General features: G+C 71.1%; 18 protein-coding genes, 3 tRNA genes and 1 pseudogene. 11 read left to right on the plus strand and 11 right to left on the minus strand.

Annotated features, from left to right (window positions below; translation table 11 throughout):
* Positions 1-122 precede the first annotated feature (122 nt).
* On the minus strand, positions 123-644 hold the full coding sequence (locus OG819_RS21315; RefSeq protein WP_266624601.1) for a hypothetical protein: 522 nt from the start codon (positions 642-644) through the stop codon (positions 123-125).
* A gap of 409 nt (positions 645-1,053) precedes the next feature.
* Between OG819_RS21315 and OG819_RS21320 the strand changes: the two are divergent.
* Positions 1,054-1,683: pseudogene (locus OG819_RS21320) on the plus strand (MFS transporter); the annotation flags it as partial.
* Positions 1,684-1,777: 94 nt separating this feature from the next.
* Here OG819_RS21320 and OG819_RS21325 read toward each other — a convergent pair.
* Positions 1,778-3,448 (minus strand): M4 family metallopeptidase, encoded by a 1,671-nt coding sequence (locus tag OG819_RS21325; RefSeq protein ID WP_266624600.1) that lies wholly within the window; start codon positions 3,446-3,448, stop codon positions 1,778-1,780.
* Positions 3,449-3,646: 198 nt separating this feature from the next.
* Here OG819_RS21325 and OG819_RS21330 point away from each other — a divergent pair, with 198 nt between their 5' ends.
* On the plus strand, positions 3,647-4,057 hold the full coding sequence (locus OG819_RS21330) for a gamma-glutamylcyclotransferase family protein (RefSeq protein ID WP_266650848.1): 411 nt from the start codon (positions 3,647-3,649) through the stop codon (positions 4,055-4,057).
* Between the two features lie 99 nt (positions 4,058-4,156).
* On the opposite strand, the gene OG819_RS21335 is transcribed toward OG819_RS21330, so the two are convergent.
* From OG819_RS21335 to OG819_RS21345, 3 genes are all read right to left on the minus strand, one after another.
* On the minus strand, positions 4,157-6,265 hold the full coding sequence (locus tag OG819_RS21335; protein ID WP_266650849.1) for a glycoside hydrolase family 36 protein: 2,109 nt from the start codon (positions 6,263-6,265) through the stop codon (positions 4,157-4,159).
* Positions 6,266-6,409: 144 nt separating this feature from the next.
* Positions 6,410-7,921, minus strand: coding sequence for a membrane-associated oxidoreductase (locus OG819_RS21340; RefSeq protein WP_266634306.1), 1,512 nt, complete (start codon positions 7,919-7,921; stop codon positions 6,410-6,412).
* A gap of 8 nt (positions 7,922-7,929) precedes the next feature.
* Positions 7,930-8,637, minus strand: coding sequence for a vancomycin high temperature exclusion protein (locus OG819_RS21345; protein ID WP_266624597.1), 708 nt, complete (start codon positions 8,635-8,637; stop codon positions 7,930-7,932).
* A 364-nt stretch (positions 8,638-9,001) separates the two neighbouring features.
* Here OG819_RS21345 and OG819_RS21350 point away from each other — a divergent pair, with 364 nt between their 5' ends.
* From OG819_RS21350 to OG819_RS21370, 5 genes are all read left to right on the plus strand, one after another.
* Positions 9,002-9,817: a sirohydrochlorin chelatase gene (locus OG819_RS21350; RefSeq protein WP_266634305.1), complete on the plus strand. Its 816-nt coding sequence runs from the start codon at positions 9,002-9,004 to the stop codon at positions 9,815-9,817.
* A gap of 62 nt (positions 9,818-9,879) precedes the next feature.
* On the plus strand, positions 9,880-11,217 hold the full coding sequence (locus OG819_RS21355) for a deoxyguanosinetriphosphate triphosphohydrolase (RefSeq protein ID WP_266650850.1): 1,338 nt from the start codon (positions 9,880-9,882) through the stop codon (positions 11,215-11,217).
* Positions 11,218-11,308: 91 nt separating this feature from the next.
* Positions 11,309-12,574 carry an FAD-dependent oxidoreductase gene (locus tag OG819_RS21360; RefSeq protein WP_266650851.1) on the plus strand — a complete coding sequence of 422 codons (1,266 nt, stop codon included), beginning with the start codon at positions 11,309-11,311 and terminating at the stop codon, positions 12,572-12,574.
* Positions 12,575-12,617: 43 nt separating this feature from the next.
* Complete coding sequence (dnaG, locus tag OG819_RS21365) at positions 12,618-14,525, plus strand: DNA primase (protein ID WP_266624594.1); 1,908 nt, start codon at positions 12,618-12,620, stop codon at positions 14,523-14,525.
* 200 nt (positions 14,526-14,725) lie between these two features.
* Positions 14,726-16,030, plus strand: coding sequence for an RNA polymerase sigma factor (locus OG819_RS21370; protein ID WP_266650852.1), 1,305 nt, complete (start codon positions 14,726-14,728; stop codon positions 16,028-16,030).
* 268 nt (positions 16,031-16,298) lie between these two features.
* Here OG819_RS21370 and OG819_RS21375 read toward each other — a convergent pair whose 3' ends face one another.
* The 4 genes from OG819_RS21375 to OG819_RS21390 form a co-directional block, all read right to left on the minus strand.
* Positions 16,299-18,227 carry an ABC transporter ATP-binding protein gene (locus OG819_RS21375; RefSeq protein WP_266650853.1) on the minus strand — a complete coding sequence of 643 codons (1,929 nt, stop codon included), beginning with the start codon at positions 18,225-18,227 and terminating at the stop codon, positions 16,299-16,301.
* Positions 18,227-19,960 (minus strand): ABC transporter ATP-binding protein, encoded by a 1,734-nt coding sequence (locus OG819_RS21380; protein WP_266624591.1) that lies wholly within the window; start codon positions 19,958-19,960, stop codon positions 18,227-18,229. The genes OG819_RS21375 and OG819_RS21380 overlap by 1 nt, the downstream gene beginning before the upstream one ends.
* Positions 19,961-20,175: 215 nt before the next feature.
* A complete protein-coding gene (locus OG819_RS21385) occupies positions 20,176-21,630 on the minus strand; it encodes an FGGY family carbohydrate kinase (protein ID WP_266650854.1) in 1,455 nt (484 codons plus the stop codon).
* A 218-nt stretch (positions 21,631-21,848) separates the two neighbouring features.
* Positions 21,849-22,154: a hypothetical protein gene (locus OG819_RS21390; protein WP_054233549.1), complete on the minus strand. Its 306-nt coding sequence runs from the start codon at positions 22,152-22,154 to the stop codon at positions 21,849-21,851.
* Between the two features lie 145 nt (positions 22,155-22,299).
* Here OG819_RS21390 and OG819_RS21395 point away from each other — a divergent pair.
* From OG819_RS21395 to OG819_RS21405, 3 genes are all read left to right on the plus strand, one after another.
* Positions 22,300-22,372, plus strand: a tRNA-Asn gene (locus OG819_RS21395).
* Positions 22,373-22,377: 5 nt separating this feature from the next.
* Positions 22,378-22,450 (plus strand) — tRNA-Asn (locus OG819_RS21400).
* Positions 22,451-22,615: 165 nt separating this feature from the next.
* Positions 22,616-22,689: transfer RNA gene (locus OG819_RS21405), tRNA-Ile, on the plus strand.
* A gap of 225 nt (positions 22,690-22,914) precedes the next feature.
* On the opposite strand, the gene OG819_RS21410 is transcribed toward OG819_RS21405, so the two are convergent.
* Together OG819_RS21410 and OG819_RS21415 are read right to left on the minus strand one after the other, a co-directional pair.
* Complete coding sequence (locus OG819_RS21410; RefSeq protein ID WP_266650855.1) at positions 22,915-23,994, minus strand: cellulase family glycosylhydrolase; 1,080 nt, start codon at positions 23,992-23,994, stop codon at positions 22,915-22,917.
* 437 nt (positions 23,995-24,431) lie between these two features.
* A complete protein-coding gene (locus OG819_RS21415) occupies positions 24,432-25,280 on the minus strand; it encodes an NAD(P)-dependent oxidoreductase (protein ID WP_266650856.1) in 849 nt (282 codons plus the stop codon).
* A gap of 380 nt (positions 25,281-25,660) precedes the next feature.
* Here OG819_RS21415 and OG819_RS21420 point away from each other — a divergent pair, with 380 nt between their 5' ends.
* A complete protein-coding gene (locus OG819_RS21420; RefSeq protein ID WP_266624587.1) occupies positions 25,661-26,578 on the plus strand; it encodes a class I SAM-dependent methyltransferase in 918 nt (305 codons plus the stop codon).
* The last annotated feature ends 134 nt before the right edge of the window (positions 26,579-26,712 follow it).

Consider the following 26,712-nt stretch of genomic DNA (forward strand, 5'->3'; position numbering starts at 1 on the left):
CGCCGTGGTCGCAACCGTGGTGGTGGTCGTGGGTCCCCTTCTCCCTCCGGGCCGCGAGGGGCGTCGGGCCACGGAGGGGGAGGGGACGGCGGTACCGGCAGACGGACAGCGGAGGGTGTCCGTCAGATCCCGTCGCCTCTCGCCCGGCGATGCAGGAGCCAGGTACCGCCCGCGGCGGCGACGGCCAGGGCCGCCACTCCCGCCGCGGTCTGTACGGGGTCGGAGCCGAGTGCGCCGCCGACCCCCGTGTTCACATGCCCACGCGGCAGATGGATCTGTTCGCGTGTGGCGGTCAGGTTCACGATCAGGTCGCCGGTGACCTGTCGGCCGCGGGAGCACTTCGCGACGATCTCGTACGTCCCCGGCTGGGCGCTCGGTGGCACCTTGAACTGGCCGATCGCGTCCTGTTCGTGGGTGCTGGCGGCGAGTATGAAGATGCCCGCGCCGACCGCGCTGGCGTCACCCGTCGCGGTGCCGTCCGTGCCGCACGCCGCCGTGTTGACGGTGACGTCGGCCCCCGGGACGACGGTGGAGGGGAATACCTCCAGGCTCTCGGTGGACCCGCCGTACGCGGGCGCGGTGGCGAGGCTCGCCGCGGCGACGGCGAGCGCGGTACCGGTCAGCAGACGGGCTGTGCGTCGCATGGCAGTGCTCCTCCGAGGGGGCGCGGCCGGCGGCACCCCCAAGTGCCGCTGTGTCGGTCGTGCCCCTGCCTTTCCGAGGTAAGTGGCAGTCGGCCGGGTCCGCTTCCTGACGGAGCGTCATAAATGTGGGGAAAGGGCGTCGGGCGAGGGTGCCGGAGGGGTCGTATCGACGGCGTTCCAGCAGGTCATCGGCGTACCGCTGGTGTCTCGTGGTAAAGAGCCCGAAGAGCGGGGGGAGGGGGTGCGAACGGGTGACGGGGGCGGGCGTTGCGGGAGGCCGGGGAGCGGCGGCCGTACGGGGAGTGAGCGGCCGGCCGTCGATCACCGCGCCGAGCTGGGCGTCAGGCGGTCACCGCGCCCAGCCGGGCGTCCAGGTTCCGGCGTCGTCGTGGCCGGGTCGCCGGGCGGAGGCCAGGTGCTGGAGGGCTGGCGCTTCATCCTGGCCGACCCGGTGCTGCGCCCGCTGTTCCACAACGCGCTCCTGGTCAACGGCCTGATCATGCCGACCCCGCCGCTGCTCGCCGTCCTCATGCTCGGCCGGTTCGGGTTCGCGCCCTGGCAGTACGCCCTCGCCTTCGCGGTGCCGTGCGCCGGCGGTCTGATCGGCTCACGGCTCGCCCGCCGCCTCGTCGCACGGTTCGGGCAGCACTGGGTCCTGCGCACCGCCGGGACGCTGCGCGCGTGCTGGTCGCTCGGGCCGGCCTTCGTCCGCCCCGGCGCCCCCGGACTTTTGCTCGTCATGGCCGTCGAGTTCGGTCTGATCACCTGCTGTGCGGTGTTCAACCCGGTGATCGCCACCTGTCGCCTCGAACGGACCGAGGCGGACCGGGTCGCGCGTACCCTGTCCGCCTGGTCGGTGACCAGCAAGCTCGCCACCGCGGCGATGACCGCGCTGTGGGGCCTGCTGGGCACTCTCGTCGGCCTCCGCGCCGCGATCGCGCTCGCCGGGCTGCTCCTCCTGGCCACCCCGCTCCTGCTGCCCCGGCGCGAGCGTGTGCCGCAGGCGCGCCGGCCGGTCGAGGCCCGGCCGGGCGCCTGACGTATGGGGCGGGGGGCGGTGGGGCCGACCCGGGACCCGATGCGGGACCCGATGCGGGACAACAGGCCGGGGCCGACCCCCTACCACCGTCGGTTCAGCTCACGGACACCGCGGACCAGGCCGCCGCCACCGCGTTGTACTCCGTGCTCCCCGCCCCGTACAGGTCCTTCGCCGCGTTCAGCGTCGCCGTCCGCGCGCCCGCGTAGTTCGTCGAGGACGTCATGTAGACCGTCAGGGCCCGGTACCAGATCGCGCCGAGCTTGTCCCGGCCGATGCCGGTGACCGTCGAGTTGTTGCACGTCGGGGAGTTGTAGCTGACCCCGTTGATCGTCTTCGCGCCGCTGCCCTCGGCGAGCAGGTACGCGAAGTGGTTCGCGACGCCGGACGAGTAGTGGACGTCGAGATTGCCGACCGAGGAGCTCCAGCAGTTCGCCGAGTTGCCGTCCTTGGAGGGCTGGTCCATGAAGCGCAGGGCTGGCTTGCCGAAGCCGGAGCGGACGATCTTCTCGCCGATCAGATAGTCCCCGGCGTCGGTGGAGTTGTTCGCGTAGAACTCCACCAGCGTGCCGAAGATGTCGGAGGTCGCCTCGTTCAGCCCGCCGGACTCGCCCGAGTACGTCAGCGCCGCCGTCTTCGACGTGACACCGTGGGACATCTCGTGACCGGCCACGTCGAGCGCGACCAGCGGCCCTAGCGTCGTCCCGTCACCGTCTCCGTACGTCATGCAGAAGCAGGTGTCGTCCCAGAAGGCGTTGTTGTAGTTGCTGCCGTAGTGCACGCGGTTGTACGAGCCCTTGCCGTCGCCCGCGATGCCGGTGCGGCCGTGGACGTATCTGTAGTAGTCCCAGGTCTCGTTCGTGCCGTACTGGGCGTCGACCGCGGCCGAGGAACGGTCCGAAGCCGCCCCGGTTCCCCAGTGGTTGTCGGTGTCCGTGAAGAGGGTCGCCGGGGCCCGGCTGACGCAGATCCCGAGGATGCACAGGTCCGTCTTGTTCGCCGCGTCGCCCGTGTACGTGTTCCCGCGCGTCGGGTCCTTGAGCTGGTACGTCGATCCTGACTGGGTCGACTCCAGCGCGACCGTGCCGCTGTAGAGGGACCGGCCGTCACCCGTCGCCGTCTCGATGCTGTCCCACGCGTCGATCTGCCGTCCGGTGCGGGCGTCGGTCAGCACGGTGCGGGCGACCGGGTTGCCCAGTGAGTCCTGGCCCGCCACGTCGGTGCGCCAGGCCAGCCGGGGCGCGCCGTGCAGGGCGTCCACGACGAGCTGGGGCTTGGCCGTCACCTTCTTCAGCGTCTCGCCGAGGTGCGCGGCGCGCAGCGCGGCGGTGGCCAGGTCGGCGGCCTTCGGGGCGGCGAGCGCGGGTGTGGTGGTGGGGACGGAGAGGTCGCGGGTGGTGGCGCGGTTCGCGCCGCGGTAGGAGCCGTCGGGGGCGAGGTGGACCACGAAGTCGCCGCCCAGCACCGGTAGTTCTCGGTAGGTGCGGTCGTAGCGCACATGCTGGCCGCCGTCCGCGTCGACGACGACGTCACGGACACGGGTGCCCTCTGTGGAGGTCAGGCCCAGCCGGGCGGCTTCCTTGACGAGGGCCGCGGCGGCGTTGTCGATCGCGGCGGTTCGGCTGGGCCGGTCGGCGGCGCCGGCGGTGGGGGTCAGGGCGGCGGCCAGCAGGGCGGTGGCGGCCGCGGCCATACCGGCCGTGGCCAGGCGGGAGCTTCGGGTGTGCCGGCGGGTATCTCGGGTCTGCCGTATCCGGATCCGACTCATCGGTCTCCTCGGGGAGGGGCGCTCAGACGCGTGGGGGCGCTGATGTCGACTCAGGTTTAAAGGTCCACGACATGTCATGTCCATAGCGCATGCGCGATTCCACCAGGTGTGGAGAGAATCGTTTCCGCACCCTCACGAATGAGAGACGATCATGGAGACGCCCGTCGTTCAGGGGGCCGTGGATGAGGAGACCGCCGAATGACCGTCCCCTTCTTCGTCTACGGCACCCTGCGCCCCGGCGGGCACAACCACGACCTGTTCCTCCGTGGCCGTACGGAGTCGGAGGAGCCCGGGCGGATGCGGGGAGCCGTGCTGTACGAAGGGCCCGGGTATCCGTACGCCGTCGAGGCGCCCGGAGGTGTTGTGCACGGGGAGTTGGTCACCGCGCTCCCGGAGGCGTACGGGCAGTTGCTCGGCGCGCTCGACCGGCTGGAGGAGTACGTGCCGGGCGACCCCCGCAACCTGTACGAGCGGGTGGCGCGGGAGGTGACCCGCGCGGACGGCACCGCCGTACGGGCCTGGGTGTACGTGGCCGCCCCCGCGGTCGCCGCACGACTGCGGGCCGGCGGCACGTTCATCGAGGGCGGGGACTGGCACGTCCGGCGTTGAGGGCACGGGCACGTCCGTCACCGAGGGCGTCGGCGCGCCTGTCATCGAGGAGCGCACTCGTGCGGGTGGGCAAGAGGAGCGCCCCCGCCCAGGTGACCGCTACGCGGTGAGCCGTGTCAGCAGCACCGCCGGAGCCCGCGGCAACGTCACCCGCAGCGCCGCCCCGTCCCAGGCCGCCGGCCCCACCGCCCCGTGCAGCACGTCGACCCGCACCTCGCGCCCCGCCAAGTGGGCGATGGGCAGGGTGACTTCGGCATCGTCGCCCGCCCTGCGCCACACCAGCACATACGTGGTGTCGAGGAAGGGCACCCGCATCCCCAGCGCCACCCGGGCGTCCTGCCACCCCGGCAGCCCCAGCGGCCAGAACGGCACCGACTGGCACAGATCATCCCGGACGGCCTTGTACGTCACCAATGCATCCTGCACCAGACCGAGTTGACGTGATGTCATGCGATCCAGATGGCCCGAGAGATGAACCCGCCCCAGCAGCGCCGAGCCGAGGGTGAAGGCGATCTCCTCGTCCGTGAACTCCGGTTGCGGGTACGCCCACACGGCCCCCTGCTCGGGCGGCACCGCGGTCGGTGCGGAGGCCGCGATGGGCGGGTAGCGCAGGGGGTCCTGCTGGTCGGAGGTGGACTGGAGCTGGGCCACGGCCAGCGACGCGCCGTCCATGCGCAGGCCGCCCGACCCGCAGTTCTCGACGACCAGGCCCGGGTGGCGGTCCAGGACGGCCGACAGCCAGGACAGCCAGGCGCGCGTGTGGTCGAGGAGCCCCGGCGCGGAGGTGGTGATGTTGTAGTCGAGCTTGAGATAGCCCACGCCCCACTCACCGACGATCCGGTCGACCGTCCGGTCGAGGTGCGTGCGGGCGGCCGGATGCGTCAGGTCCAGCTGGTGGCGGCCCTGTTCGGTGACGCGCACCCCGCCCTCGTGACGCAGGAAGGCCTCGTTCGGCAGCTCAGCGGCGAGCGGACTGCGGACGCCGACCACCTCGGGCTCCAGCCACAGCCCCGGCACCATCCCGCGCTCCCGGATCCGGCCGAGCACGGCTTGGAGGCCGCCGGGGCCGGGGAAGCGCCGCGTCGCGGGCAGCCAGGCGCCGACACTGTCCCACCAGCCCCCGCCCGCGTCCCCATCCCCGCCCGCGTCTCCATCCCCATCGTCGTGCTCGTCGTCGTACCACCCGGCGTCGACGCAGAAGTACTCCGCGCCCGCCTCGGCCGCCGCGTCGATCAGCGGCAGCAGCTTCTCGGTGGTCGGGTCGCCCATGAGGGTGTTCATGTAGTCGTTGAAGACGACGGGGAGCCGGTCGTGGTCGGGGTGCGGGCGGCGGATCCGGCGGCGGTACGCGGTCAGCGCGCTCAACGCCCCGTCGAAGCCGTCGCCGAGCGCGAGGGCCGCGTACTCGGAGGTGAACTCCACACCGGGATCAAGGACTTGACGCCACTGGTGGTCGTCCGCGGTCGGGCCGCTCAGGGAGAGATACGTGTGGTGGTCCACCTCGCCCGCCTCCCACAGCCAGCTCGCGGCGGACTCGATCTGCCAGAGCCAGCAGCGCCCGTCCGTGCGGTCGGTGAGCGCGCCCATCGCCAGATGCCCGTCGGTGGGCCAGCTCCCGTGCCCGGCGAGCCGCACCCCGGCCCGCCCGTCGTGCCCGTGGAACGCCCGGCCGACGTCGGGCACGGACTCCCGCAACTCCTCGGCGTACCAACGGCATTCGGCGAGCCAGTCGTTGCGCGCCCGGTGCACGTCGAGTACGTCCGGTGAGGGCAGCGCGCCCAGCAGCAGACTGCTCACGGAGCGCACGGTGACGGGCGTGTCACCGTCGTTGCGGAGCCGGACGCGGGCGCGCAGCACGGGCACCGCGTCCGGCGAGGAGTACTCGACGAAGACGGTCAGGCCGCCCCGCCGGTCCTGGAGCTGGACGGTGAGGTGATGCCAGCCGTCGCCGTACGCCGCATGGTGGGCGCGATGGGTCAGGCGCTGCCCGAGCGCCGTACCGGTGAAGCGCGGCCCGGACCAGCCGGTGCCCTGCCCGAGGAGGGTCACGTCGACGAGCGGCAGCGCGGCGCCGGCGCTCTCGGTGGCGTTCTCGGGCCGCGGTTCACCGGGCACGGTCAGCCGGACCAGACGGGGTGTGCGGCAGTCCAGATCGAAGTCGGCCGTGAGTGCGGAATGGCCCCAGCGGTAGCTGAACTCCTGCGTCACGCGATCCCCCGCCGCCGAGTCGTTCCCGCACCGGCCCAAAGCCACGGCGCGGTGGTTGGCAGGGGTTCATGTTAGTGCCGGAGGCACCTGCCAACGGGCACATTCCCAGGAGCCGTTCATCGCGTGGATGCCGGGCCGGAGGCACTACTGGCGGTTCAGGGAGCGGGTGACGCCCGCCGCGATCGTCGTGGCCAGGATCCAGCCGGTGGCGATCAGCAGATACGAGAGCCACTGGTACCAGCCGCGCGGCGCGAAGGCCGTCTCCTGACCGAAGTCGACGAGGGGCAGCAGGAGATCGAGGGCGTAGAAGACCGGGTTGAAGCCGGGCGCCTCGGCGGGTTTCAGGGCGGGCGGACGGTGCAGCGCGAAGGCGGTCGCGCCGGTGCACAGCAGCAACAGCAGCCAGCCGGCCGCGCGCATCGGGCGGTAGCCGTAACCGACGGCCACGTCCTGCAGCCGGCCCCAGAATCTGGCGTAGCGGGGGAGGGCGCGCCGGTGCCGGCGGAGTTTCGCCAGCTGGACCGTGCGCGCGGCGGCGTCGTCGCCCGCGGTGCGGTACGCGGCGGCCAACTGCTCGTAGACGTACGGGAGATAGCCGCCCTCCTCGCGTTCCAGCAGCGGCAGCCGCTGCTCGGCGGGCAGATGCGGGGCGAGGGTGCGGTAGCTGAGGCCGTCGATCCGGACGCGGTCGGGCCACACGTGTGGAGGGATGTGCAGGAGGTCCAGTTGGGAGCGGCGCAGGTTCACGATGCCCACGATCGGCGCGGCCTCGCGCAGCCACAACTCGCCGATGACGCAACTGCTGGCGCGCAGGGCCGGGCCCCCGGGGTTGGACAGCCGGGCGTAGGACAGATTGAGCTGGTGGGGAATCCTCGCCCCGCTCAGGTTGACCCGGCCCCGCGCACGCAGCCGCGTGGCCCGCAGGTCGGTACCGACCGACAGGGTCTCGGCGTGCAGGGCGGTCTCGCCCGGTGGCACGCGCAGGTCGGCGTCGTCGAGGTTCACCTGGCCGCCGACCGTGGCCCCGTTCAGCCGTACCTGGCCGTGCGCGACGAGACCGACGGCCCATACGTCGGTGCCGATGGCCGCGTGGTTGAGCTGGAGAACCGGTTCCGCGGCCGCGTCCCCCGCGGCGGCGTCCGGTGCCGCCGGGGAGCCGAGCCGCGCCCCGTTGACGAAGACGGCGCCCGAGATCTTCGCGCCCTGGAGCCGCACCGGGCCGGTGACCCGGCAGCAGCTGAGCCGCAGCATCCCGTCGACCCGCAGGTTCCCCGCCCTGAGGCCGGGGAGCACCGAGTCGCTCAGCACCAGCGCGCGCAACTGCGCCCCGTACAGCTTCAAAGGCCGCTCGAAGTGGCAGAACCGCAGCTGCACGGCCTGCTCGACCGTCCCATACACGAGATCCAGCTGTCCGGTGATGCGCGCGCCGGTCAGCTTCAGGCCGGCTATCTCACCGTCGTGCGCCGGTCCGTCGATCAGCAACGCCCGCAGCACCTCGGCGCGCACGGTCCGCTCGGGACCCCAGGAGGCGCCGCCCGCGGGGTCGTCGGCGGGGTTCCCCCCGGAGGCGGGTTCCTCGCGGAAGTCGACGCCCTCGCCGAGCGGAAAGGCCTCCCAGACACGGCGCTCCGCGGGTGTCAGACCGGCGGGATCGATGAACGCGCTCACTTCCGCGCCGCCGCGAGGGCCCGCGCCACCCCCGGCTCCTTCGGCCCCAGGAACTGCGGATCGGGCTTGAACACCGCGTCCAGCAGGGCCTTGCCCGCCGCGAACACCTCGCGCGTGCCCCCGTAGTACCAGGTGACGTCGTGGGTGGCGTCGACCCCGACGCCGTACGACCGCACACCCGCCGCCCGGCACAGCGCGACGGCCCGCCGGATGTGGAAGGTCTGGCTGATCAGCACGGCCTCGTGGACGCCGAAGATCTTCCGGGCCCGTACGCAGGAGTCCCAGGTGTCGAACCCGGCATAGTCGCTGACGATTCGCCGGTCAGGCACCCCACGCTTCGTCAGATAGGCCCGCATCGCGTCCGGTTCGTCGTAGTCCTTGCGGCTGTTGTCCCCGGTGACGAGCACGGCCTCGATCCGCCCGGCCCGGTACAGCTTCGCCGCCGCGTCCAGCCGGTGCGCGAGGTACGGGGACGGCTCGCCGTTCCACAGCCCGGCCCCGAACACCACCGCGACCTCGGTGCGCGGCGCGTCGGCCGTCGTACGCAGCCCGTCGGCCGTGCTCACGTACAGCCAGGTCACCGGAAGCAGCGCCAGCACGCACAGCAGCATGATCGTCTGCACGGCCCGTCGCTGCCCGGCGCGGGTGCGCGGCAGGCGGGGCAGCCGCGGTCTGAGAATCCTCGGGTGCGGCAGGCGCGGCATGGTCGTTCGTCCCCCCGGTGGCGTCCGATCGCGTCGGTATTCGACAGATGGGGACGCAGCGTAAGCCTGTTCGGTTCGCACCGTTACCGTGACCGGGCTCACTCGGGGCCACGGAACCCCAGGTGGGAGACGCTCACACCGCCACCGCACCACGCCGTGAACCCCCGGAAAACACCTGACACGCCCGTGCAACCGCGCGGCAACCTCGTACCGTCACCATCGGTCCATGACGGCGTCGAACCCCTCTCACGACGAGCACGACGAGTCCAGGAACCTCTCCCGCCCTCGGCTTCGCCCGAGCGGGGGGACCGCCATCGGCGGACAGCCGCTCGGTGGCGCCCACCTCGACAGTACGGCGCAACTCATGAACGCGATCACCAGCCAGCTCGGCAGTCAGCTCAGTCTCGTCTCGCTCAACGGAGCCCGCCGTCCCGCGCCCCCGCCGCTCGTCCTCGTCGCACACGGCAGCCGCGACCCGCGCGCGCTGAACACCGTACGCACCCTGATGGAGCGCGTCCGCGAGCTGCGCCCGCACCTGCCCGTGCACCTCGGCCACATCGAGCTCAACGAACCGCTGCTGGCCGACACGCTCGCCTCCCTCGACCCCAAGGACGGTGCCGTTCTCGTGCCGCTGCTGCTCAGCCGCGGCTACCACGTCAAGCGGGACATCCCCGAGGCCGCGGCTGCCGTACCGGAACTGCGGGCCCGTATCGCCGCCCCGCTCGGCCCGCACCCCCTGCTCGTCGAGACGCTGTACGCCCGGCTCGTCGAGGCCGGCTGGCGGGCCGGGATGAGCGACGCGGCCCGGCGTGCCGGCGGGGTCGTGCTCGCCGCCGCGGGCTCGCGCGACCCGGAGTCGATCGTCGACACCCGCCGCACCGCCCAGCTGCTGGCCGAACGCCTCGGCGTGCCCGTCGTCCCCGCCTACGCCTCCGCCGCCGCGCCCACCGTCGCCGCCGCCGTACGCGCCCTGGCCGTCCGCGGCCGCCACCGCATCGCCGTCGCCTCCTACTTCACGGCCCCCGGCCGCTTCGCCACCGAGTGCGCCGCGGCGGCCCCCTGGATCGCCGCCGACCCCCTGGGCACCCACGCCGCGATGGCCCGACTGGTCCTGCACCGCTACGACCAGGCCGCGGCGACCCCCGAACCGGCCCCCGAACGCGAGCTGGCCTCGGCCTGATCCACGACTGCCGGCGGTAGGCCGCGCCCCGTTTGTCACTGCCTGCGTTTACTGTCGGGTACATGGACGGCACCGCACCCCTCTCCGACGAGTACGACCCGACGTCAGTCGAGCGCTGGGCCGTAGAACCCGACAAACGTCCCGGCCGCACCGCCTTCCAGCGCGACCGCGCCCGCGTGCTGCACTCCTCCGCGCTGCGCCGTCTCGCGGGCAAGACCCAGGTCGTCACCCCCGGCACCCGCAGTCAGGCCTGGGACGCCAGTGCCCGCACCCGCCTCACGCACTCCCTGGAATGCGCGCAGGTGGGCCGCGAACTCGGCGACGCCCTCGGCTGCGACCCCGACCTCGTCGAGGCGGCCTGTCTCTCCCACGACCTCGGCCACCCGCCCTTCGGGCACAACGGCGAACAGGCGCTGAACGAGTTCGCGGAGGACTGCGGCGGCTTCGAGGGCAACGCGCAGTCGCTGCGCCTGCTGACCAGGATCGAGCCCAAGCGCTTCGTCCGCTCCGACGCCGTTGCATCAGCCGCTGCCGCGGCGGGGGACGAACTCGTCAGCGTGGGACTGAACCTCACCCGCGCCGCCCTCGACGCTTCCACCAAGTACCCCTGGCCGCGCGGCGCCCACCCCACCGACCCCGCCTCGCCGAAGTTCGGGACCTACGAGGACGACCGGCCGGTCTTCGACTGGGTCCGCAAGGGCGCCCCCGGCACCCGTACGTGCTTCGAGGCCCAGGTCATGGACTGGTCCGACGACGTGGCGTACTCGGTGCACGACGTCGAGGACGGACTGCACGCCGGCCACATCGACCCCAACTGCCTGCACGCGGAACCGGAACGCGAGGAGATCTTCAAGGTCGCCATCGGCCGGTACGTGCCCGCCGACACCGACCCGGCCGAACTCTCCGAGGCCCTCGACCGGCTCCTGGAGCAGGAGTGGTGGCCACACGGGTACGACGGATCGGCCGTCGCACAGGCCCGGTTGAAGGACGCCACCAGCCAGCTCATCGGCCGCTTCTGCCTGGCCGCCGAGGGCGCCACCCGCGCACGGTACGGCGCCGGCCGACTCACCCGGTACGCGGCGGAACTGGTCGTCCCGCGCGCCGCCCGCCACGAGTGCGCCGTCCTCAAGGCCGTCGCCGACCGGTACGTCATGCAACGCGCCGAGCAGGAGCGGCTCCGCGCCGATCAGCGGATCGTCGTCGCCGAGCTGGCCGAGGCGCTCACCGCCCGCGCCCCCGACGGTCTTGACCCGCAGTTCCGGGCGCTGTTCGACGCCGCCGGAGACGACCGCGCACGCAAGCGGGTGATCGTCGACCAGATCGCCTCGCTCACCGACGCCTCGGCACGCTCACTGCACCACGGGCTCACCACCCGCCCCACAGGCGGCGGCGGAGTGTGACCCTGCGTGGCCTGATCGGGCCACACCCTCTTCCCGCATCACGCTGCGTGCGGGACGCTCGCTTGGCGACAACGTTACGAGGAGGCATCAAGTGGTCGACGCGGATCAGACATTCGTCATCGTCGGAGGAGGCCTGGCCGGCGCCAAGGCGGCCGAGACGCTCCGAGCGGAGGGTTTCACCGGCCGCGTGATACTGATCTGCGACGAACGTGACCACCCCTACGAGCGCCCGCCGCTCTCGAAGGGCTATCTGCTGGGCAAGGAGGAGCGGGACAGCGTCTTCGTGCACGAACCCGCCTGGTACGCGCAGAACGACGTGGAGCTGCACCTCGGCCAGACCGTCGACGCCATCGACCGCACGGCGAAGACCGTCCGCTTCGGCGACGACGGCACCCTCGTCCACTACGACAAGCTGCTCCTCGCGACCGGCGCCGAGCCGCGCCGCCTCGACATCCCGGGGACGGACCTCGCGGGCGTCCATCACCTGCGCCGCCTCGCCCACGCCGAGCGCCTCAAGGGCGTCCTGGCCGCGCTCGGCCGTGACAACGGGCACATCGTGATCGCGGGCGCGGGCTGGATCGGTCTGGAGGTCGCGGCGGCGGCCCGCGAGTACGGCGCCGAGGTCACCGTCGTCGAACACGGGCCGACCCCGCTGCACGCGGTCCTCGGCCCCGAGCTCGGCCAGCTCTTCGCCGAACTGCACCGCGAGCACGGCGTCCGCTTCCACTTCGGGGCCCGGCTCACCGAGATCGTCGGCCAGGACGGCATGGTGCTGGCCGCCCGCACGGACGACGGCGAGGAGCACCTCGCCCACGACGTCCTGGCGGCCATCGGAGCGGCGCCGCGCACGGGCCTCGCCGAGGCCGCGGGCCTGAAGATCGCCGACCGGGCGCACGGTGGGGGTGTCGCGGTCGACGAGGGGCTGCGTACCTCCGACCCCGACATCTACGCCGCCGGTGACGTCGCCGCCTTCCCTCACCCCCTCTTCGACACCCGGCTGCGCGTCGAGCACTGGGCCAACGCCCTCAACGGCGGACCCGCGGCGGCCCGCTCGATGCTGGACCGCGGGACGGTGTACGACCGCGTGCCCTACTTCTTCTCCGACCAGTACGACGTCGGGCTCGAGTACTCGGGCTGGGCGCCCCCGGGGACGTACGACGAAGTGGTGATCAGGGGCGACGCGGGCAAGCGGCAGTTCATCGCCTTCTGGATGAAGGACGGACGGGTGCTGGCCGGGATGAACGTGAATGTGTGGGACGTCACGGAACCCGTCCAGCGGCTGATCCGGTCCCGGGCCCGGGTGGACACCGAGGCACTGGCGAACCCGCACGTACCGCTGGAGAGCCTCGTTCCCTGACCGAGCCCCCAGGAGTGTCAGTCCGGCCCCGTAGAATCACCTCGTGGCTGGAAGGATCAACGACGAGGACGTGAAGGCGGTTCGGGACGCGGTCCCGATCGACGCCGTCGTGTCCGAGTACCTCCAGCTGCGCAACGCGGGCGGCGGAAACCTCAAGGGGCTGTGCCCCTTCCACGACGAGAAGTCCCCGTCCTTCCAGGTCAGCCCCAGCAAGGGCCTCTTCCACTGCTTCGGCTGCCAGGAGGGCGGCGACACCATCACGTTCGTGATGAAGGTCGACCACCTCACCTTCTCGGAGTCCGTCGAGCGCCTCGCCGGGCAGGCCGGCATCACCCTGCGTTACGAGGAGGGCGGGTACAACCCCTCCCACCAGCGCGGCGAACGGATCCGTCTGGTCGAGGCGCACAAGATCGCCGCCCAGTTCTACGTCGAGCAGCTCGACACCAGCCCCGAGGCCGACGCGGGCCGCAAGTTCCTCGCCGAGCGCGGTTTCGACCAGGCCGCCGCCGCGCACTTCGGCGTCGGCTACAGCCCCCAGGGCTGGGACCACCTCACCCGCCATCTGCGCGGCAAGGGCTTCAGCGACAAGGAGCTGCTCCTCTCCGGCCTCTCCCAGGAGGGCCGCCGGGGCCCCATCGACCGCTTCCGGGGCCGCCTGATGTGGCCGATCCGCGACATCGGCGGCGAGGTCGTCGGCTTCGGCGCGCGCAAGCTGTACGAGGCGGACAACGGCCCGAAGTACCTGAACACACCCGACACCGCGATCTACAAGAAGTCCCAGGTCCTCTACGGCATCGACCTGGCCAAGAAGGACATCGCCAAGGCCAGCCGCGCGGTCGTCGTCGAGGGCTACACCGACGTCATGGCCTGCCACCTGGCCGGCATCACCACCGCGATCGCGACCTGCGGCACGGCGTTCGGCAGCGACCACATCAAGATCCTCAGGCGCCTCCTGATGGACAACGGCTCGGCCCGGGTGATCTTCACCTTCGACGGCGACGCGGCGGGCCAGAAGGCCGCCCTGCGCGCCTTCGAGGACGACCAGAAGTTCGCCGCCGAGACGTACATCGCCATCGCGCCGGACGGCATGGACCCCTGCGACCTGCGCCTCGCCAAGGGCGACGAGGCGGTCGCCGACCTCGTCGAACCCCGCACGCCCCTCTTCGAGTTCGCCCTGCGCCAGATCATCCTGCGCTACGACCTGGAGACCCCGGCGGGCCGCGCCGCCGCGCTCGACGAGGCGGCCCCCATCGTCGCCCGCATCAAGAACAGCGGCGCCCAGCACGAGGTCGCCGTGCAGCTCGCCGGCATGCTCGGCATCCTCGACACCCAGTTCGTGGTCAAGCGGGTGGCCCAGCTGGCCCGTTGGGCCCGCGACCGCGGCGGCAAGGGCCCGGCCCCGGCACCGAACGGGCAGCGCCCTCAGCCAATGTACGGCGCCGTCCAGACCCCCGCCGGCGGCCCGGCGCTCAACCTCCGCAACCCCGTGTTCGCCACCGAGCGTGAGCTGCTCAAGCTCGCCCTCCAGCGACCCGAGCTGGTCTCCCCGGCCTTCGACGCCTACGGGATCGACGAGTTCACCGCCTCCCCCTACGCCGCCGTACGCCTGGCGATCATGGAGGCGGGCGGCGCCGACTACGGCACGCAGGACCCCCAGGAGTATCTGGTCCGGGTCCGCGAGGCCGCCCCGGACGACGTGGTCCGCTCCATGGTCACCGAGCTGGCCGTCGAGGCGATCATGCGCAAGACCGTCGACGAGACCTACGCGGGCGACCAGCTCGTCATGGTCCGCCGCCGCGCCGTCGAGCGCCGCATCGTGGACGTCCAGGGCGCCCTGGCCCGCGCCAGCGCCCACGGCGACCCGGCCCAGCTGGCAGCCGTGCAGAACGAGTTGTGGGTGCTCCAGCAGTACGGTCAGGCACTGCGCGAGCGGGGCGCGGAGGCGCTCTGAGGCCGCCCTGCCCGGTCCTGGGCCCGGGCTGCCCGGATGGGCCCGGCGCACATGCCAATCCCGTACGCCGTTCAATCGGTTTCGCGCGCGCTGAGCTGCGCACTCGGACGGCACGGTAACCACCGGGTCACCGAATGGAAGCAAAAAGTCACCGCACGCCCCTCGTGGCGGCGATGTGTCGTACTCCACACTGGGTTGCGGTGCCTGAGTCCTCGGAGCGCGGCCGACCCGCACGCGACGGGTTTCCGATTCCCGCGGTTCCGCCAAACGACTACGGGATGGACAGCGGCGAGGCCGTCGACCCCATCCCCGACGTACCGCTGCCGCACGCCTCAGCAGCGACATTCCTGGAGGTCGCCCCCGTGCAGACCCAGACCCTCACACAGACCGAGAACCTCACGGACACGGATACGGACGCCGAGCCCGACGTCGTCGCGGCGGTGCCCCCGCAGAGCCGTGTGGCGCACCACCCCGAGACGGAGCCGGACGGGCCGCCGGCGGCCGCGGTCGAGGCCGAGCCCGTCGAGGTCGAAACCGAGGCCGAGGTCCCGGAGCCCGTCGAACTGCCCCGAGGACGCGGTACGGACACCGGAGGCCCCTCCTCGGACCTGTTCCGCCAGTACCTGCGCGAGATCGGCCGCATTCCGCTGCTCACCGCGGTGGAGGAGGTCGAACTCGCCCGCCGCGTCGAGGCCGGGCTCTTCGCCGAGGAGAAGCTCCGCCTCACCCCCGACTTGGACAGTCAGCTCGCCCTCGACCTCGACAAACTCGTCGTCATGGGCCGCATGGCCAAGCGCCGCCTCATCGAGGCGAACCTGCGCCTGGTCGTCTCGGTCGCGAAACGCTATGTGGGCCGCGGGCTCACCATGCTCGACCTGGTCCAGGAGGGCAACCTCGGTCTGATCAGGGCGGTGGAGAAGTTCGACTACGCCCGTGGGTACAAGTTCTCGACGTACGCGACCTGGTGGATCCGGCAGGCCATGTCACGGGCGCTCGCGGATCAGGCCCGTACGATCCGAGTCCCCGTCCACGTGGTCGAGTTGATCAACCGGGTCGTGCGTGTCCAGCGGCGGATGCTGCAGGAGCGCGGCTACGAACCGACGCCGGACGAGGTCGCCACGCACCTCGACCTTCCCGGTGAGCGGGTGAGTGAGGTGCTGCGCCTCGCCCAGGAGCCGGTGTCGTTGCACGCGCCGGTGGGGGAGGAGGACGACGTCGCGCTCGGCGACCTGATCGAGGACGGGGATGCCACCTCGCCGGTGGAGTCCGCGGCCTTTCTGCTCCTGCGGGAACACCTGGAAGCGGTGCTGTCCACGCTCGGCGAGCGTGAACGCAAGGTCGTGCAGCTCCGGTACGGGCTCGCGGACGGGCGCCCCCGCACGCTCGAGGAGATTGGCCGCATCTTCGGCGTCACCCGTGAACGTATCCGCCAGATCGAGTCCAAGACCCTCAACAAACTGAGGGACCATGCCTTCGCAGACCAACTCCGCGGCTACCTGGACTGACCCGACGTCTCTCGCCCCCGCCGCCCCTACCCGTCCCATCCCTGGGGGCTACGCCCCCAGACCCCCGATCGGCGTGAACGGCCTCGTCCTCAAACGCCGGACGGGCTGAAGGCTTTTAGGGGCGCGGGGAACTGCGCGACCAGCCCCCGCCCGCCCGCAGTCGAAGAACCCACCCGGGGGTCTGGGGGCGGAGCCCCCAGGTTGAGGATGGGACGGGTAGGGGCGGCGGGGGCGAGGAAACGCACCTCCCCGCACCCCTACCCACCCGCTAGTCGACCTCCGCCACCGCCTGGGCGAACTGGGCCTTGTAGAGGCGCGCGTACGCACCGTCCGCCGCCAACAGCTCCGCATGCGCGCCCTGCTCGACGATCGACCCGTTCTCCATCACCAGGATGGTGTCCGCGTCCCGGATCGTGGAGAGCCGGTGGGCGATCACGAACGACGTCCGCCCGTGCGCGAGCTTCGCCATCGCCTTCTGGATCAGCACCTCCGTACGGGTGTCGACGGAACTGGTCGCCTCGTCGAGGACAAGGATCACCGGGTCGGACAGGAACGCCCGCGCGATGGTGATCAGCTGCTTCTCACCCGCGCTGACCCCCGTCCCCTCGTCGTCGATGACGGTGTCGTAGCCCTCGGGGAGCGTACGGATGAAACGGTCCGCGTGCGCGGCCCGCGCCGCCTCCTCGATCTCCCCGCGCGTGACCTCACGCGAGGCCCCGTACGCGATGTTCTCCGCGATCGTGCCGCCGAACAGCCAGGTGTCCTGGAGCACCATCCCGATCCCGGCCCGGAGTTCGTCCCGGGACATGGACGCGATGTCGACGCCGTCGAGGGTGATCCGGCCGCCGGTGACGTCGTAGAAGCGCATCAGAAGGTTCACCAGCGTGGTCTTGCCGGCGCCGGTCGGGCCGACGATCGCCACCGTGTGGCCCGGCTCGACCTTCAGGGACAGGTCCTCGATGAGCGGCTTCTCGGGGTCGTAGCGGAAGGACACGTTCTCCAGCGCCACCCGCCCGCGCAGCTCGTCGGGGCGCGCCGCCGGCACCGGGTCGGCCTGCTGCTCCTCCGCGTCGAGGAGTTCGAATATCCGCTCCGCCGACGCGACACCGGACTGCACGAGGTTCGCCATCGAGGCGACCTGCGTCAGCGGCATCGAGAACTGGCGGGAGTACTGGATGAAGGCCTGGACATCGCCGATCGACAGTGAGCCGGACGCGACACGCAGTCCGCCGACCACCGCCACCAGCACGTAGTTCAGGTTCGACACGAACATCATCAGCGGCTGCATGACCCCGCTGTTGAACTGCGCCTTGAACCCGGCCTCGTACAACTTCTCGTTCTGCTCGGCGAACTGAGCCGCCGACTCCTCCTGCCGCCCGAACACCTTCACCAGCGTGTGCCCGGTGTACATCTCCTCGATGTGGGCGTTGAGCTTGCCGGTGGTGCGCCACTGCTGCACGAAGTGCGGCTGCGACCGCTTGCCGATGCGGGTGGCGACGACGAAGGACAGCGGGACCGTGACGAGCGCGACCAGCGCGAGCAGCCACGACACCCAGAACATCACCGTGAGCACACCGATGATGGTCAGCAGGGAGTTCACCAGCTGGCCCATCGACTGCTGCAGGGTCTGCTGGATGTTGTCGATGTCGTTCGTGGCACGGCTGAGCACCTCACCGCGCTGGCGCTTGTCGAAGTACGACAGCGGCAGCCGGGAGAGCTTCGCCTGCAGGTCCTCACGCATGTGGTAGACGGTCTTGTTGACGGCCCGGTTCACCAGGCGCGTCGCCACCGCCATCAGCAGACCGGCCAGCAGGAACGTACAGAGCGCGAGCAGCAGTACGTTGCCGACGGCGTCGAAGTCGATGCCCTTGCCGGGGGTGAAGTCCGTGCCCGCGAGCATGTCGGCCATGCCGCCCTCGCCGCGCCGCCGCATACCCGCGAGGACCTCGGCCTTGGTGGCGCCGGCCGGCATCTGCCGCCCGATGATGCCCGCGAAGACCAGGTCGGTCGCCCTGCCGAGGATCTTCGGCCCGACCACCGAGAGCCCCACGCTCAGGACGACGGCGACCAGCATCCCGTACATCGTGGCGCGTTCGGGTTTGAACTGGGCCAGGAGCCTCTTCCCGGACACCTTGAAATCCATTGAGCGCTGATCGGGGCCGCCCCCGGCCATCATGCGTCCCATGGGCCCGGCCATCAGGCGGCCTCCGCTTCCGTCAGCTGGGAGAGCACGATCTCCCGATAGGTCTCGTTGTCGGCCATGAGCTCGTGGTGGCGCCCGGTGCCCACCACCCGGCCCTCGTCGAGGACCACGATCCGGTCGGCGTCCCGAATGGTCGACACCCGCTGGGCGACGATCACCACGGTCGCCTCGGCCGTCTCCTGGGAGAGCGCCGCGCGCAGCGCCGCGTCGGTGGCGTAGTCGAGCGCGGAGAAGGAGTCGTCGAAGAGGTAGATCTCGGGCCGCTGGACGAGCGTACGGGCGATCGCGAGGCGCTGGCGCTGACCGCCGGAGACATTGGTGCCGCCCTGTGCGATCGGCGAGTCCAGGCCGTTCTCCAGCCGCTCCACGAAGCCCTTGGCCTGCGCCACCTCCAGCGCGTGCCACAGTTCCTCGTCGGTCGCGTCCGGATTGCCGTAGCGGAGGTTGGTGGCGACCGTCCCCGCGAAGAGGTACGGCTTCTGGGGGACGAGTCCGACCGTCTTCGCGAGCAGCTTCGGCTCGACGGTCGCCACGTCCACGCCGTCGACGAGGACTTCTCCGTCGGTGGCGTCGAAGAGCCGGGGCACGAGCCCGAGCAGCGTCGACTTGCCGCTGCCCGTCGACCCGATCACGGCGGTCGTCTCACCCGGCCGCGCCACCAGTTCGATGGACTTCAGGACGGGCTCCTCGGCGCCCGGGTAGCGGAACCCGGCGCCGCGGATCTCCAGGTGGCCGTGGCGCCGCAGTTCCACGACGGGCGAGCTCGGCGGCACGACGCTGGACGAGGTGTTCAGGACCTCCTGGATCCGCTCGGCGCAGACCTCCGCGCGCGGCACCATCATGAACATGAAGGTGGCCATCATCACGGACATCACGATCTGCATGAGGTAGGCGAGGAAGGCGGTCAGGTCGCCGATCTGCATGCCGCCGCTGGCGATGCGGTGGGCGCCGAACCAGACCACGGCGATCGACGAGAGGTTCACGACGGTCATGACCATCGGGAACATCAGGGCGAGCATCCGGCCGGTACCGAGGGACACCTCGGTCAGCTGGGAGTTGGCGGACTCGAAGCGGTCCTTCTCGTAGTCGTCCCGGACGAAGGCGCGGATGACGCGGTTGCCGGTGATCTGCTCGCGCAGCACCCGGTTCACGGTGTCCAGACGCACCTGCATGGTCCTGAACAGCGGGCGCAGCCGGCGCACGATCAGGGTCACTCCGATGCCGAGTACCGGCACCACAGCGACCAGGACCGCGGAGAGCGGTACGTCCAGGCCGAGGGCGAGTACGATGCCGCCCACACACATGATCGGCGCGGACACCAGCAGGGTGAACGTCATCAGGGCGAGCATCTGCACCTGCTGGACGTCATTGGTGGTGCGGGTGATCAGGGACGGCGCCCCGAAGTGGCCCACTTCGCGTGCGGAGAAGGACTGCACCCGGTCGAACACGGCGGCCCGGATGTCCCGGCCGACGGAGGACGCCGTACGGGCGCCGTAGTAGACGGCGCCGATGTTGCAGAAGACCTGGACCAGCGAGATCCCGATCATCAGGGCGCCGAAGGACAGGATGTAGCCCGTGTCTCCCTTGACGACACCGTTGTCGATGATGTGCGCGTTCAGAGTCGGCAGGTACAGGGTGGCGCAGGTCTGCAGGAACTGCAGCAGAACGAGGAGAGCGATGGGTTTCTTGTACGGACTGAGGTAGGTCCGAAGGAGTCGTATGAGCACGCGGCTTCTCTCGGAGTCGTCGACGGCAGTGCGGTCGGTGGTGCACCACCCCCTATCGTCGGATACTCCACCCGCGTTACCTCAACCGATTAATCCAAGAGCGGACCAAGAGCGGACCGGAACAGGACCTTGAGACGTACGTCATAGGACCCATGCCGGCCTGTACGCCCACCGGCACGTCTCCCCGCATTCCCTCCACGCTCCCTCTACGCCCCCTATGACCGGAACGCCCCCGGATGCGTCTGTTCCCGTACGGCCACGTACTGCTGCCGTACGGCCTGACCCACGGCCAGTTCCTCGCCGGGCTCCAGAATCTGGGCGACCGCACCCTGCCAGACGGGTGGCAGCTGGGGGTCGAGCGTGCCCTGCGAGACGCCGAGCGCCCAGGCCGCCTGGCGGGCCGCGCCCAGTGCCGCGTAGTCCGCCGGCTGGGGGACGATGACCTGCGTGCCGAACAGCGCGGGCGCCGCGGCCTGCACGGCCGGCAGCTCGGCGGCCGCTCCGAGCAGGAACACCCGCCGCACGTCCACGCCGCGCCCGCGCAGCACGTCGAGCGCGTCCGCGAGCCCGCAGAGCATGCCCTCGAAGGCGGCCCGCGCAAAGTGCTCGGGCCGCATCGACTCGCGCCGCAGCCCGGCGAGGGTCCCGGCGGTGTGCGGCAGGTTCGGGGTCCGCTCGCCCTCCAGGTAGGGCAGCAGGACCAGCCCGTGGGAGCCGGGCGTGGACTTCATCGCCAGCTCGGACAGGCTCTCGAGGTCGGGCAGGCCGAGCAGTTCGACGGCGCCGCGCAGGGTCCGTACGGCGTTGAGGGTGGTCACCACCGGCAGATGCATGCCGGTCGCGTCCGCCAGTGAGGTGATCATGCCGGAGGAGTCGACCAGCGCCTCGGGGTGTACGGCCATCACGGACCCGGAGGCACCGAGGGACACGACCGCGTCCCCCAGCCCGATGCCGAGCCCGAAGGCCGCCGCCATGGTCTCTCCGGTACCCGCGGAGATCAGCAGCCCCTCGGGTGTCGTCCCCGCCGCCTCGGACGGGCCCAGCACATCGGGCAGCGCGGCCTGGTGGCCGAGCGCGAGCTCGACGAGATCCGGCCGGTAGGCGCCGGTCGCCGCCGACCAGTAGCCGGTCCCGGAGGCCCCGCCCCGGTCGGTGGTCCGCCGCAGCGGCCGCCCGAGCAGCTGCCACACCAACCAGTCGTGCGCCTGCAGCAGCATGGCGGTGCGCAGCGCGGCGTCGGGCTCGGTCCTGTTCAGCCAGCGCAGCTTGGTCACCGGCTGGGCGGCCTGCGGTACACAGCCCACGGCCTGAGCCCACGCCTCGCGCCCGCCGAGCGCGTCGATGAGATCGGCGGCGGCGACCTGTGCCCGCTTGTCACCGCCGACCATGGCCGGCCGCACCGTGTTGCCCTGCGTGTCCAGCGGAACGAGCGCGTTCTGCTGCGCGGAGACGCCGATGGCCTGCACACCTTCGAGCAGCCCACCGCCGGCCGCCTCGCCCAGGGACAGCAGCCAGGCCTGCGGATCGACATCGGAAGGACGGCCGCCGCCTTCGGTGTTCTCCACCGGATGCGGCGCATACCCCTGCCTGAGCACGGCCCCCGTGTCCGTGTCGCAGACGACGATACGAGTGAAATCGGGCGAACTGTCCAACCCGGCGACTATCCCCATGGCGGAAATTCTGCCGTACGGCGGGGGATGGGCGCGCCGGGCGGGGCGGTGCCGAGCGGGCCGCGGGGTGCGCGCCGGGCCGGGGGCGCAGGTCGGACCGGGTGGCGCGCCCGCCGGACCCCGTCCGGGATCCCTCGCCCTGCCCGCCGGGAGTCGTTCGGTTTTCGGCCGGGGGGGCGGGTGCGCGGTTCCCCGAGCTCCTCGCGGGGTCGGGGTCGCTACGTGTTGCTGGTGCCCCAGTCGTCCTCACGGGTGCCGTTGGTGTTGCGTTCGCGCAGCGAGCGGACGCGGGCGGTGACCGAGTCGGGGACGTGGTCGCCCACCTTCTCGCCGACCGTGTGGAACGCCTTGCCCGCGATCTCGCGCCCCTGCTGGGCGGCGGTCTCGGCGGTGTTGCGCACCGCGGGGTTCTGCGCGACCTGGCGCGCGGACTTCTTCAGCTGCTCGTAGCGCTCGCGCCCGGCGCGTGTGCCGAGCACGTAACCCAGAGCCAGTCCGGCGACGAATGTGAGCCGGTAGCGCATGACGGCCACCCTTCCCTTGCGTCGGCATCGGTGCGGGGGGAACCGATTGGCGGAGCACCCCCCTGCTTGCGCTAATGTATGTGTCGCAGCGAGCGCACGCCCCCTGGCGAATACCCGGGTAGGTGCGTTCGATGCAACGAGGCAATCCTCCGTAGCTCAATTGGCAGAGCAGCCGGCTGTTAACCGGCAGGTTACTGGTTCGAGTCCAGTCGGGGGAGCGCAGTCTCCTGTAGCTCAATTGGCAGAGCAGCCGGCTGTTAACCGGCAGGTTACTGGTTCGAGTCCAGTCGGGAGAGCAACGGAAGAGGACCCCTCCGGGGTCCTTTTTCATGTCCGGGGGAACCGCGCAGTCCATGCCGAAGTCCTCATGGTCATGCGTTGCCGACCATCCGAAGCAGGAGATCGTATGAGCGGCTATGCTGCGGCAGACGGCGCGCACAAATGTGCGCGACGCGCCGTAAGGGGCGGTAGCTCAGCCGGTTAGAGCAGCGGACTCATAATCCGTCGGCCGTGGGTTCGAGTCCCACCCGCCCCACCCCGCGCTACGCGTGAAGAAACGATGCCGCCTGCGCGTTCGTGGTTCGCCAGCAACAAGGTTGCGGCCCCCGGAGCTGATCCGGGGGCCGCAGTCGTGCGTTTCGCTCGCTTTGCACTCGTCCGGGGTAATCGCCGAGGGACGGCCGTTCCTCGGCGCGAAATCAGTTCGACCGAAGAGCGGCTCGATCAGCCCCGTGCGGGGCGGACGGGCCCTGAGGCCGCGTCAGGGCTGGACGGGCTTTCCGCGGCCCCAGGCCCAGGCGAGGCGGTCGGCGCCGGACTGGTTGGTGGTGGCGAGCCAGGGGCGGGCGGAGGTGCCGGTCAGGGTCTGCAGCGAGTACGTGTCGTCGGTGCGCAGGCCGGGCCAGTAGACGGAGCCCATCTTCAGCTCGCGGAAGGTGTCGGTGACGGCCTGGACGTAGTTGACGAAGTTGTTGGAGGCGTCCGGCTTGTCGTAGTCGAGGCCGGTGGTCATCGGGGCGCCGAACTCGTCGGCGACGGTACGGCCCGCGCAGTCGCCGATGCGCTCCTTGAGGTCGGACACCCACTGGTCGTAGGTGGCGTAGTCCTTCCAGAACCCGTAGTGGTGCAGGGAGAGGTAGGTGCCCTTCAGACGGGGGTCGGCGCAGACGGAGGTGACGTGGTCGTTGTAGCCGGCGCCGCTGACGAACACCCGGTCGCGCGGGACGGACGGGTAGGTGGCCAGCCACTGCGCGGCGATGTCGGCCCACTGGGTGTCGGTGTAGCCGTGGGGCTCGTTCATCGGCTCGAAGTAGACCCGCTTGTCGTTCTTGTAGGTCTTGACCACGGTGTTCCACATGGGCCAGAAGGTGGCGGGGTCGTCGATGAAGCCGTCCTTGCGGGCGCCCGTGCCCTCCCAGTAGGAGACGATGACCTTGAAGCCCCTGTCCGACGCGGCGTCGATGACCCCGCGGTACGACTTCCAGTACGAGCCGTTGACGGTGTACGGGTTGATGGGCAGCCGAACGGTGTTGGCGCCGAGGTTCGCGCGGAACGCCGAGATGATCCGGCTCGCCTTGGCGTAGGTCTGGGCGTAGCTGTCGGAGGTCGACAGGCCGGACAGGACGACGGGGTCGTCGGCGAAGTTGTCGCGCGGGTCGGCCCAGTTCACGCCCTTGAACTGGGTCGTGTCCAAGCCCGGCGCGGCGTGCGCGGGGCTGCCGGCGACGGCCGTGCCGCTGGTCGCGGCGACGGCGGTGCCGCTGGTGCCGGCGATCAGGAGCGCCACGAAGGCGGCGCGCAGACGGGGCGTGAGGCGGGTTCTGGCGGGGGTGTTGCGCATCGACTTGCCCTTTCAGGTGACTGCGACTCGGTGCCCGGCGGAGCCTGCGCGGGGCTGAGCGGCCGTCGGAAGGTTCGCCGGGCCGGACGGGACGCGTGGTGCGTCGGCTCGCCGTCGTGGGTCCGGTGACGATCGGTGGTGCTGTATCGGTGGTGCGGGTGGGGCTTGGCCTACTCAAGACAGGTGCGGGGCGCGGTTCTTGTCGGTTCGACCGGAACGCTGTGTTTACGTAAACATCGGCCGGCACGGCGAGGCCTGATCTCATGGCCGGGGCTGGGTCGGTGGCGATGTTTACGTAAACATGGCGGCGCCGGAATCGTGGCACCCGGGGCAGTGATCGTCAAGGTTTCCCGCACGTAACGCCGTTGGGCTCCTGGCGTGGATTCGCGGCACCGGGCCGAAAGGGGTGAGAGGTGGTGAAGTGACGGAACTGGACGTCAGTCCAGGTCGTCGGGTGCGTGGAGGTGAGCCAGGACCTCCCCCAAGGGGAGGTCGAAGCGGTCCTTGTCGGCGGTCCAGTGGCGCAGAACCGTGGCGCTGGCCTCGGCCAGGGCGGGCGGAAGGCCGGCGGAGCGGAGGGTGGCGGCGATCTCCTCCATCTCGGGAGCCCAGCGCCAGGCGCGGGCCGCGAGGCTCGGCAAGTAGTCCACTTCCGCGAGAATCCTGGAGGTGATCGACTCGGCCTCCAGGGCCAGTTCGTCACCTACGCCGTGACGCGTGGCGAGCGCGTGCGAGACGGCGGCCAGGGCGCGGGCGGACTTCTGGAAGGAGGCGAAGGCCATCTTCAGTGCCGATGCGGCACCGACCCCGGCGTCGAGGGGTCTGGCCAGTACGGCGGTGCCCTTGAACACCGCGGCCACCCGGCCGACAGCCTCCGGGTCGCCGCTCAGGTAGAGCCGCGGGGCACTGTCCGCTCCGGGAGGAGCGCCGATGATCGAGCCGTCGACCATGACGATGCCGCGGTCGCGGCAGGCTCCGTCGATACGGAGGGCCCGCTCGGGACTGATGGCGTTCGCCTCCACGTAGACACCACGGAAGGCGTGCCCGAGGGCCTCGTAAGCGACGTCCTCCGCCGCGTGCGGTGGACAGACCGACAGGACCAAGTCGCTGACGGCCAAGGCGGCCCCGAGTGACTCGGCCGCCTCCAGTCCGGCCTTCCGGGCCCGCTCGACGCTGGCGGAACCACGGCCGGTGGGGACGTGGAGCACCCGGGCCCCGGCGCGGCGTGCCTGGGCGCCGACCTCCGCGCCCATGGCGCCGGGGTGCAGGAGTGTCACGGTCGTCATGAACGGTCCTCGTGGAGTCGGGAAGATGGATCAGGTCGAGGCGGGCGACGGGAGAGGGCTTCACGTTACGACGAAGATCCGCCGGGCGCGGGGTGTCGCGGCGCGACCCCGCTTCGTGGCCCTCGCTCCCTCCTGACCCGCGATTCAGCTGACGGCGCGGCACATCGCGACGTACGTAACCCGCTCGTGGCCCAAGCATCATTCAGGCGTTTCCCTTTGGGGGGCCGGTGTTCGCTGTGTTTTAGCTGTGGGACGTCTACGCTTTACCGTCCTTTGGGCGTTGGGTCCCCACTGCGCAGCCGGTCGTCATCAGGGTGTGCGCACCTTCCGTCCCCCCGCGTACGCAGCACTTCTCCCCTACCTGCGAGGGTCCAAGAACCATGCGAACGTTTCTCACCACCAAGGCCGCCAGGCGCGCCCTGCGTCCGATCGCCGATCTCATCGATCAGCGCATCGAGCGTCAGATCCGCCGCTCCATCGGGGGCGGATCCGAAGGCGGACTGCAGCGCGAGCTGACGGCGCTGCGCCATCGTCAGCGCCCGCTCGAGCTGCTGCTCGACGGGACGGGGCGAGGCGTGTCGCGCATGCCGGCCCAGGTCCATCTCGACCGCGCCATCGAGGAGCTGGCGCGGGTGAGTGGGGACAGGGGCGGTGCGGAGCGGAACATCGCCCAGGCGTTCCGGCTGCTCATCGCCCTGGAGGCGCTCGGGGTCGGCCGGATCGCCGGCGGCACCATGAACATCTGCGGCAAGCTCTCCGCCGTACCGCTGCTCGACCCGCCGAACGACGAGATCCTCGAGATCGGCACCCTGTACGGGATGTTCGGCGCGGCCCTGATCCGGATGATGGAGCGCGCGGGACGCGACCCGCGTCTGACGATCGTCGACCCGCTCGCGGGCCTGCAGCTGCAGCCCGGCACCACCGAGGGGGCGGACCCGACGGGCACTCCCGTGCGCGGGGCCGCGGTGCGCGCCAATCTGGCTCTGGTCGGCGCGGCCGGCGCCGCGGCCCGTGTCCAGCAGGGCTTCTCCGAGGATCCCGAGGTGCGCGCCCTGGTCGCCGACCGTTCCTACGGGGTGATCATCGTCGACGGCGACCACTCCGCCTCCGGTGTCGCCGCGGACCTGGAGTGGGCCGAGCAGATCGTCGCGCCCGGCGGGATCGTCGTACTCGACGACTTCGGGCACCCCAAGTGGCCCGGTATCAAGGAGGCCTTCGACAAGCACATGGCGACCGACACCCGGCTGACGTTCCTCGGGCAGGTGGCGAACTCGGGGTATCTGCGCGCGAGTGCGTAGAGAGGCGTTGCGGCGCGGGGGGTTCGCAACTGCTGGTCGGGGAACATGCGTGAGGTCGTTTTAGCTCGATCGTGTGATGGTCGGCTTGCGGCGCCCTGGGCCGATCGGGTTAGCGTGGCAGTGCGATCTGGGAC

It is taken from the genome of Streptomyces sp. NBC_01549 (genome assembly GCF_026339955.1).
Classification (GTDB): Bacteria; Actinomycetota; Actinomycetes; order Streptomycetales; family Streptomycetaceae; genus Streptomyces.

Bases quoted from the DNA above. Each gene is read 5' to 3' on its own strand.
- OG819_RS21325 (WP_266624600.1), bottom strand. From the start codon at position 3,448: ATGAGTCGGATCCGGATACGGCAGACCCGAGATACCCGCCGGCACACC.
- OG819_RS21390 (WP_054233549.1), bottom strand. From the start codon at position 22,154: ATGCGCTACCGGCTCACATTCGTCGCCGGACTGGCTCTGGGTTACGTG.
- OG819_RS21420 (WP_266624587.1), top strand. From the start codon at position 25,661: ATGCGAACGTTTCTCACCACCAAGGCCGCCAGGCGCGCCCTGCGTCCG.
- OG819_RS21350 (WP_266634305.1), top strand. From the start codon at position 9,002: ATGAACGCGATCACCAGCCAGCTCGGCAGTCAGCTCAGTCTCGTCTCG.
- OG819_RS21345 (WP_266624597.1), bottom strand. From the start codon at position 8,637: ATGCCGCGCCTGCCGCACCCGAGGATTCTCAGACCGCGGCTGCCCCGC.
- OG819_RS21375 (WP_266650853.1), bottom strand. From the start codon at position 18,227: ATGGCCGGGCCCATGGGACGCATGATGGCCGGGGGCGGCCCCGATCAG.
- OG819_RS21385 (WP_266650854.1), bottom strand. From the start codon at position 21,630: ATGGGGATAGTCGCCGGGTTGGACAGTTCGCCCGATTTCACTCGTATC.
- OG819_RS21410 (WP_266650855.1), bottom strand. From the start codon at position 23,994: ATGCGCAACACCCCCGCCAGAACCCGCCTCACGCCCCGTCTGCGCGCC.
- OG819_RS21415 (WP_266650856.1), bottom strand. From the start codon at position 25,280: ATGACGACCGTGACACTCCTGCACCCCGGCGCCATGGGCGCGGAGGTC.
- OG819_RS21355 (WP_266650850.1), top strand. From the start codon at position 9,880: ATGGACGGCACCGCACCCCTCTCCGACGAGTACGACCCGACGTCAGTC.
- OG819_RS21315 (WP_266624601.1), bottom strand. From the start codon at position 644: ATGCGACGCACAGCCCGTCTGCTGACCGGTACCGCGCTCGCCGTCGCC.
- OG819_RS21330 (WP_266650848.1), top strand. From the start codon at position 3,647: ATGACCGTCCCCTTCTTCGTCTACGGCACCCTGCGCCCCGGCGGGCAC.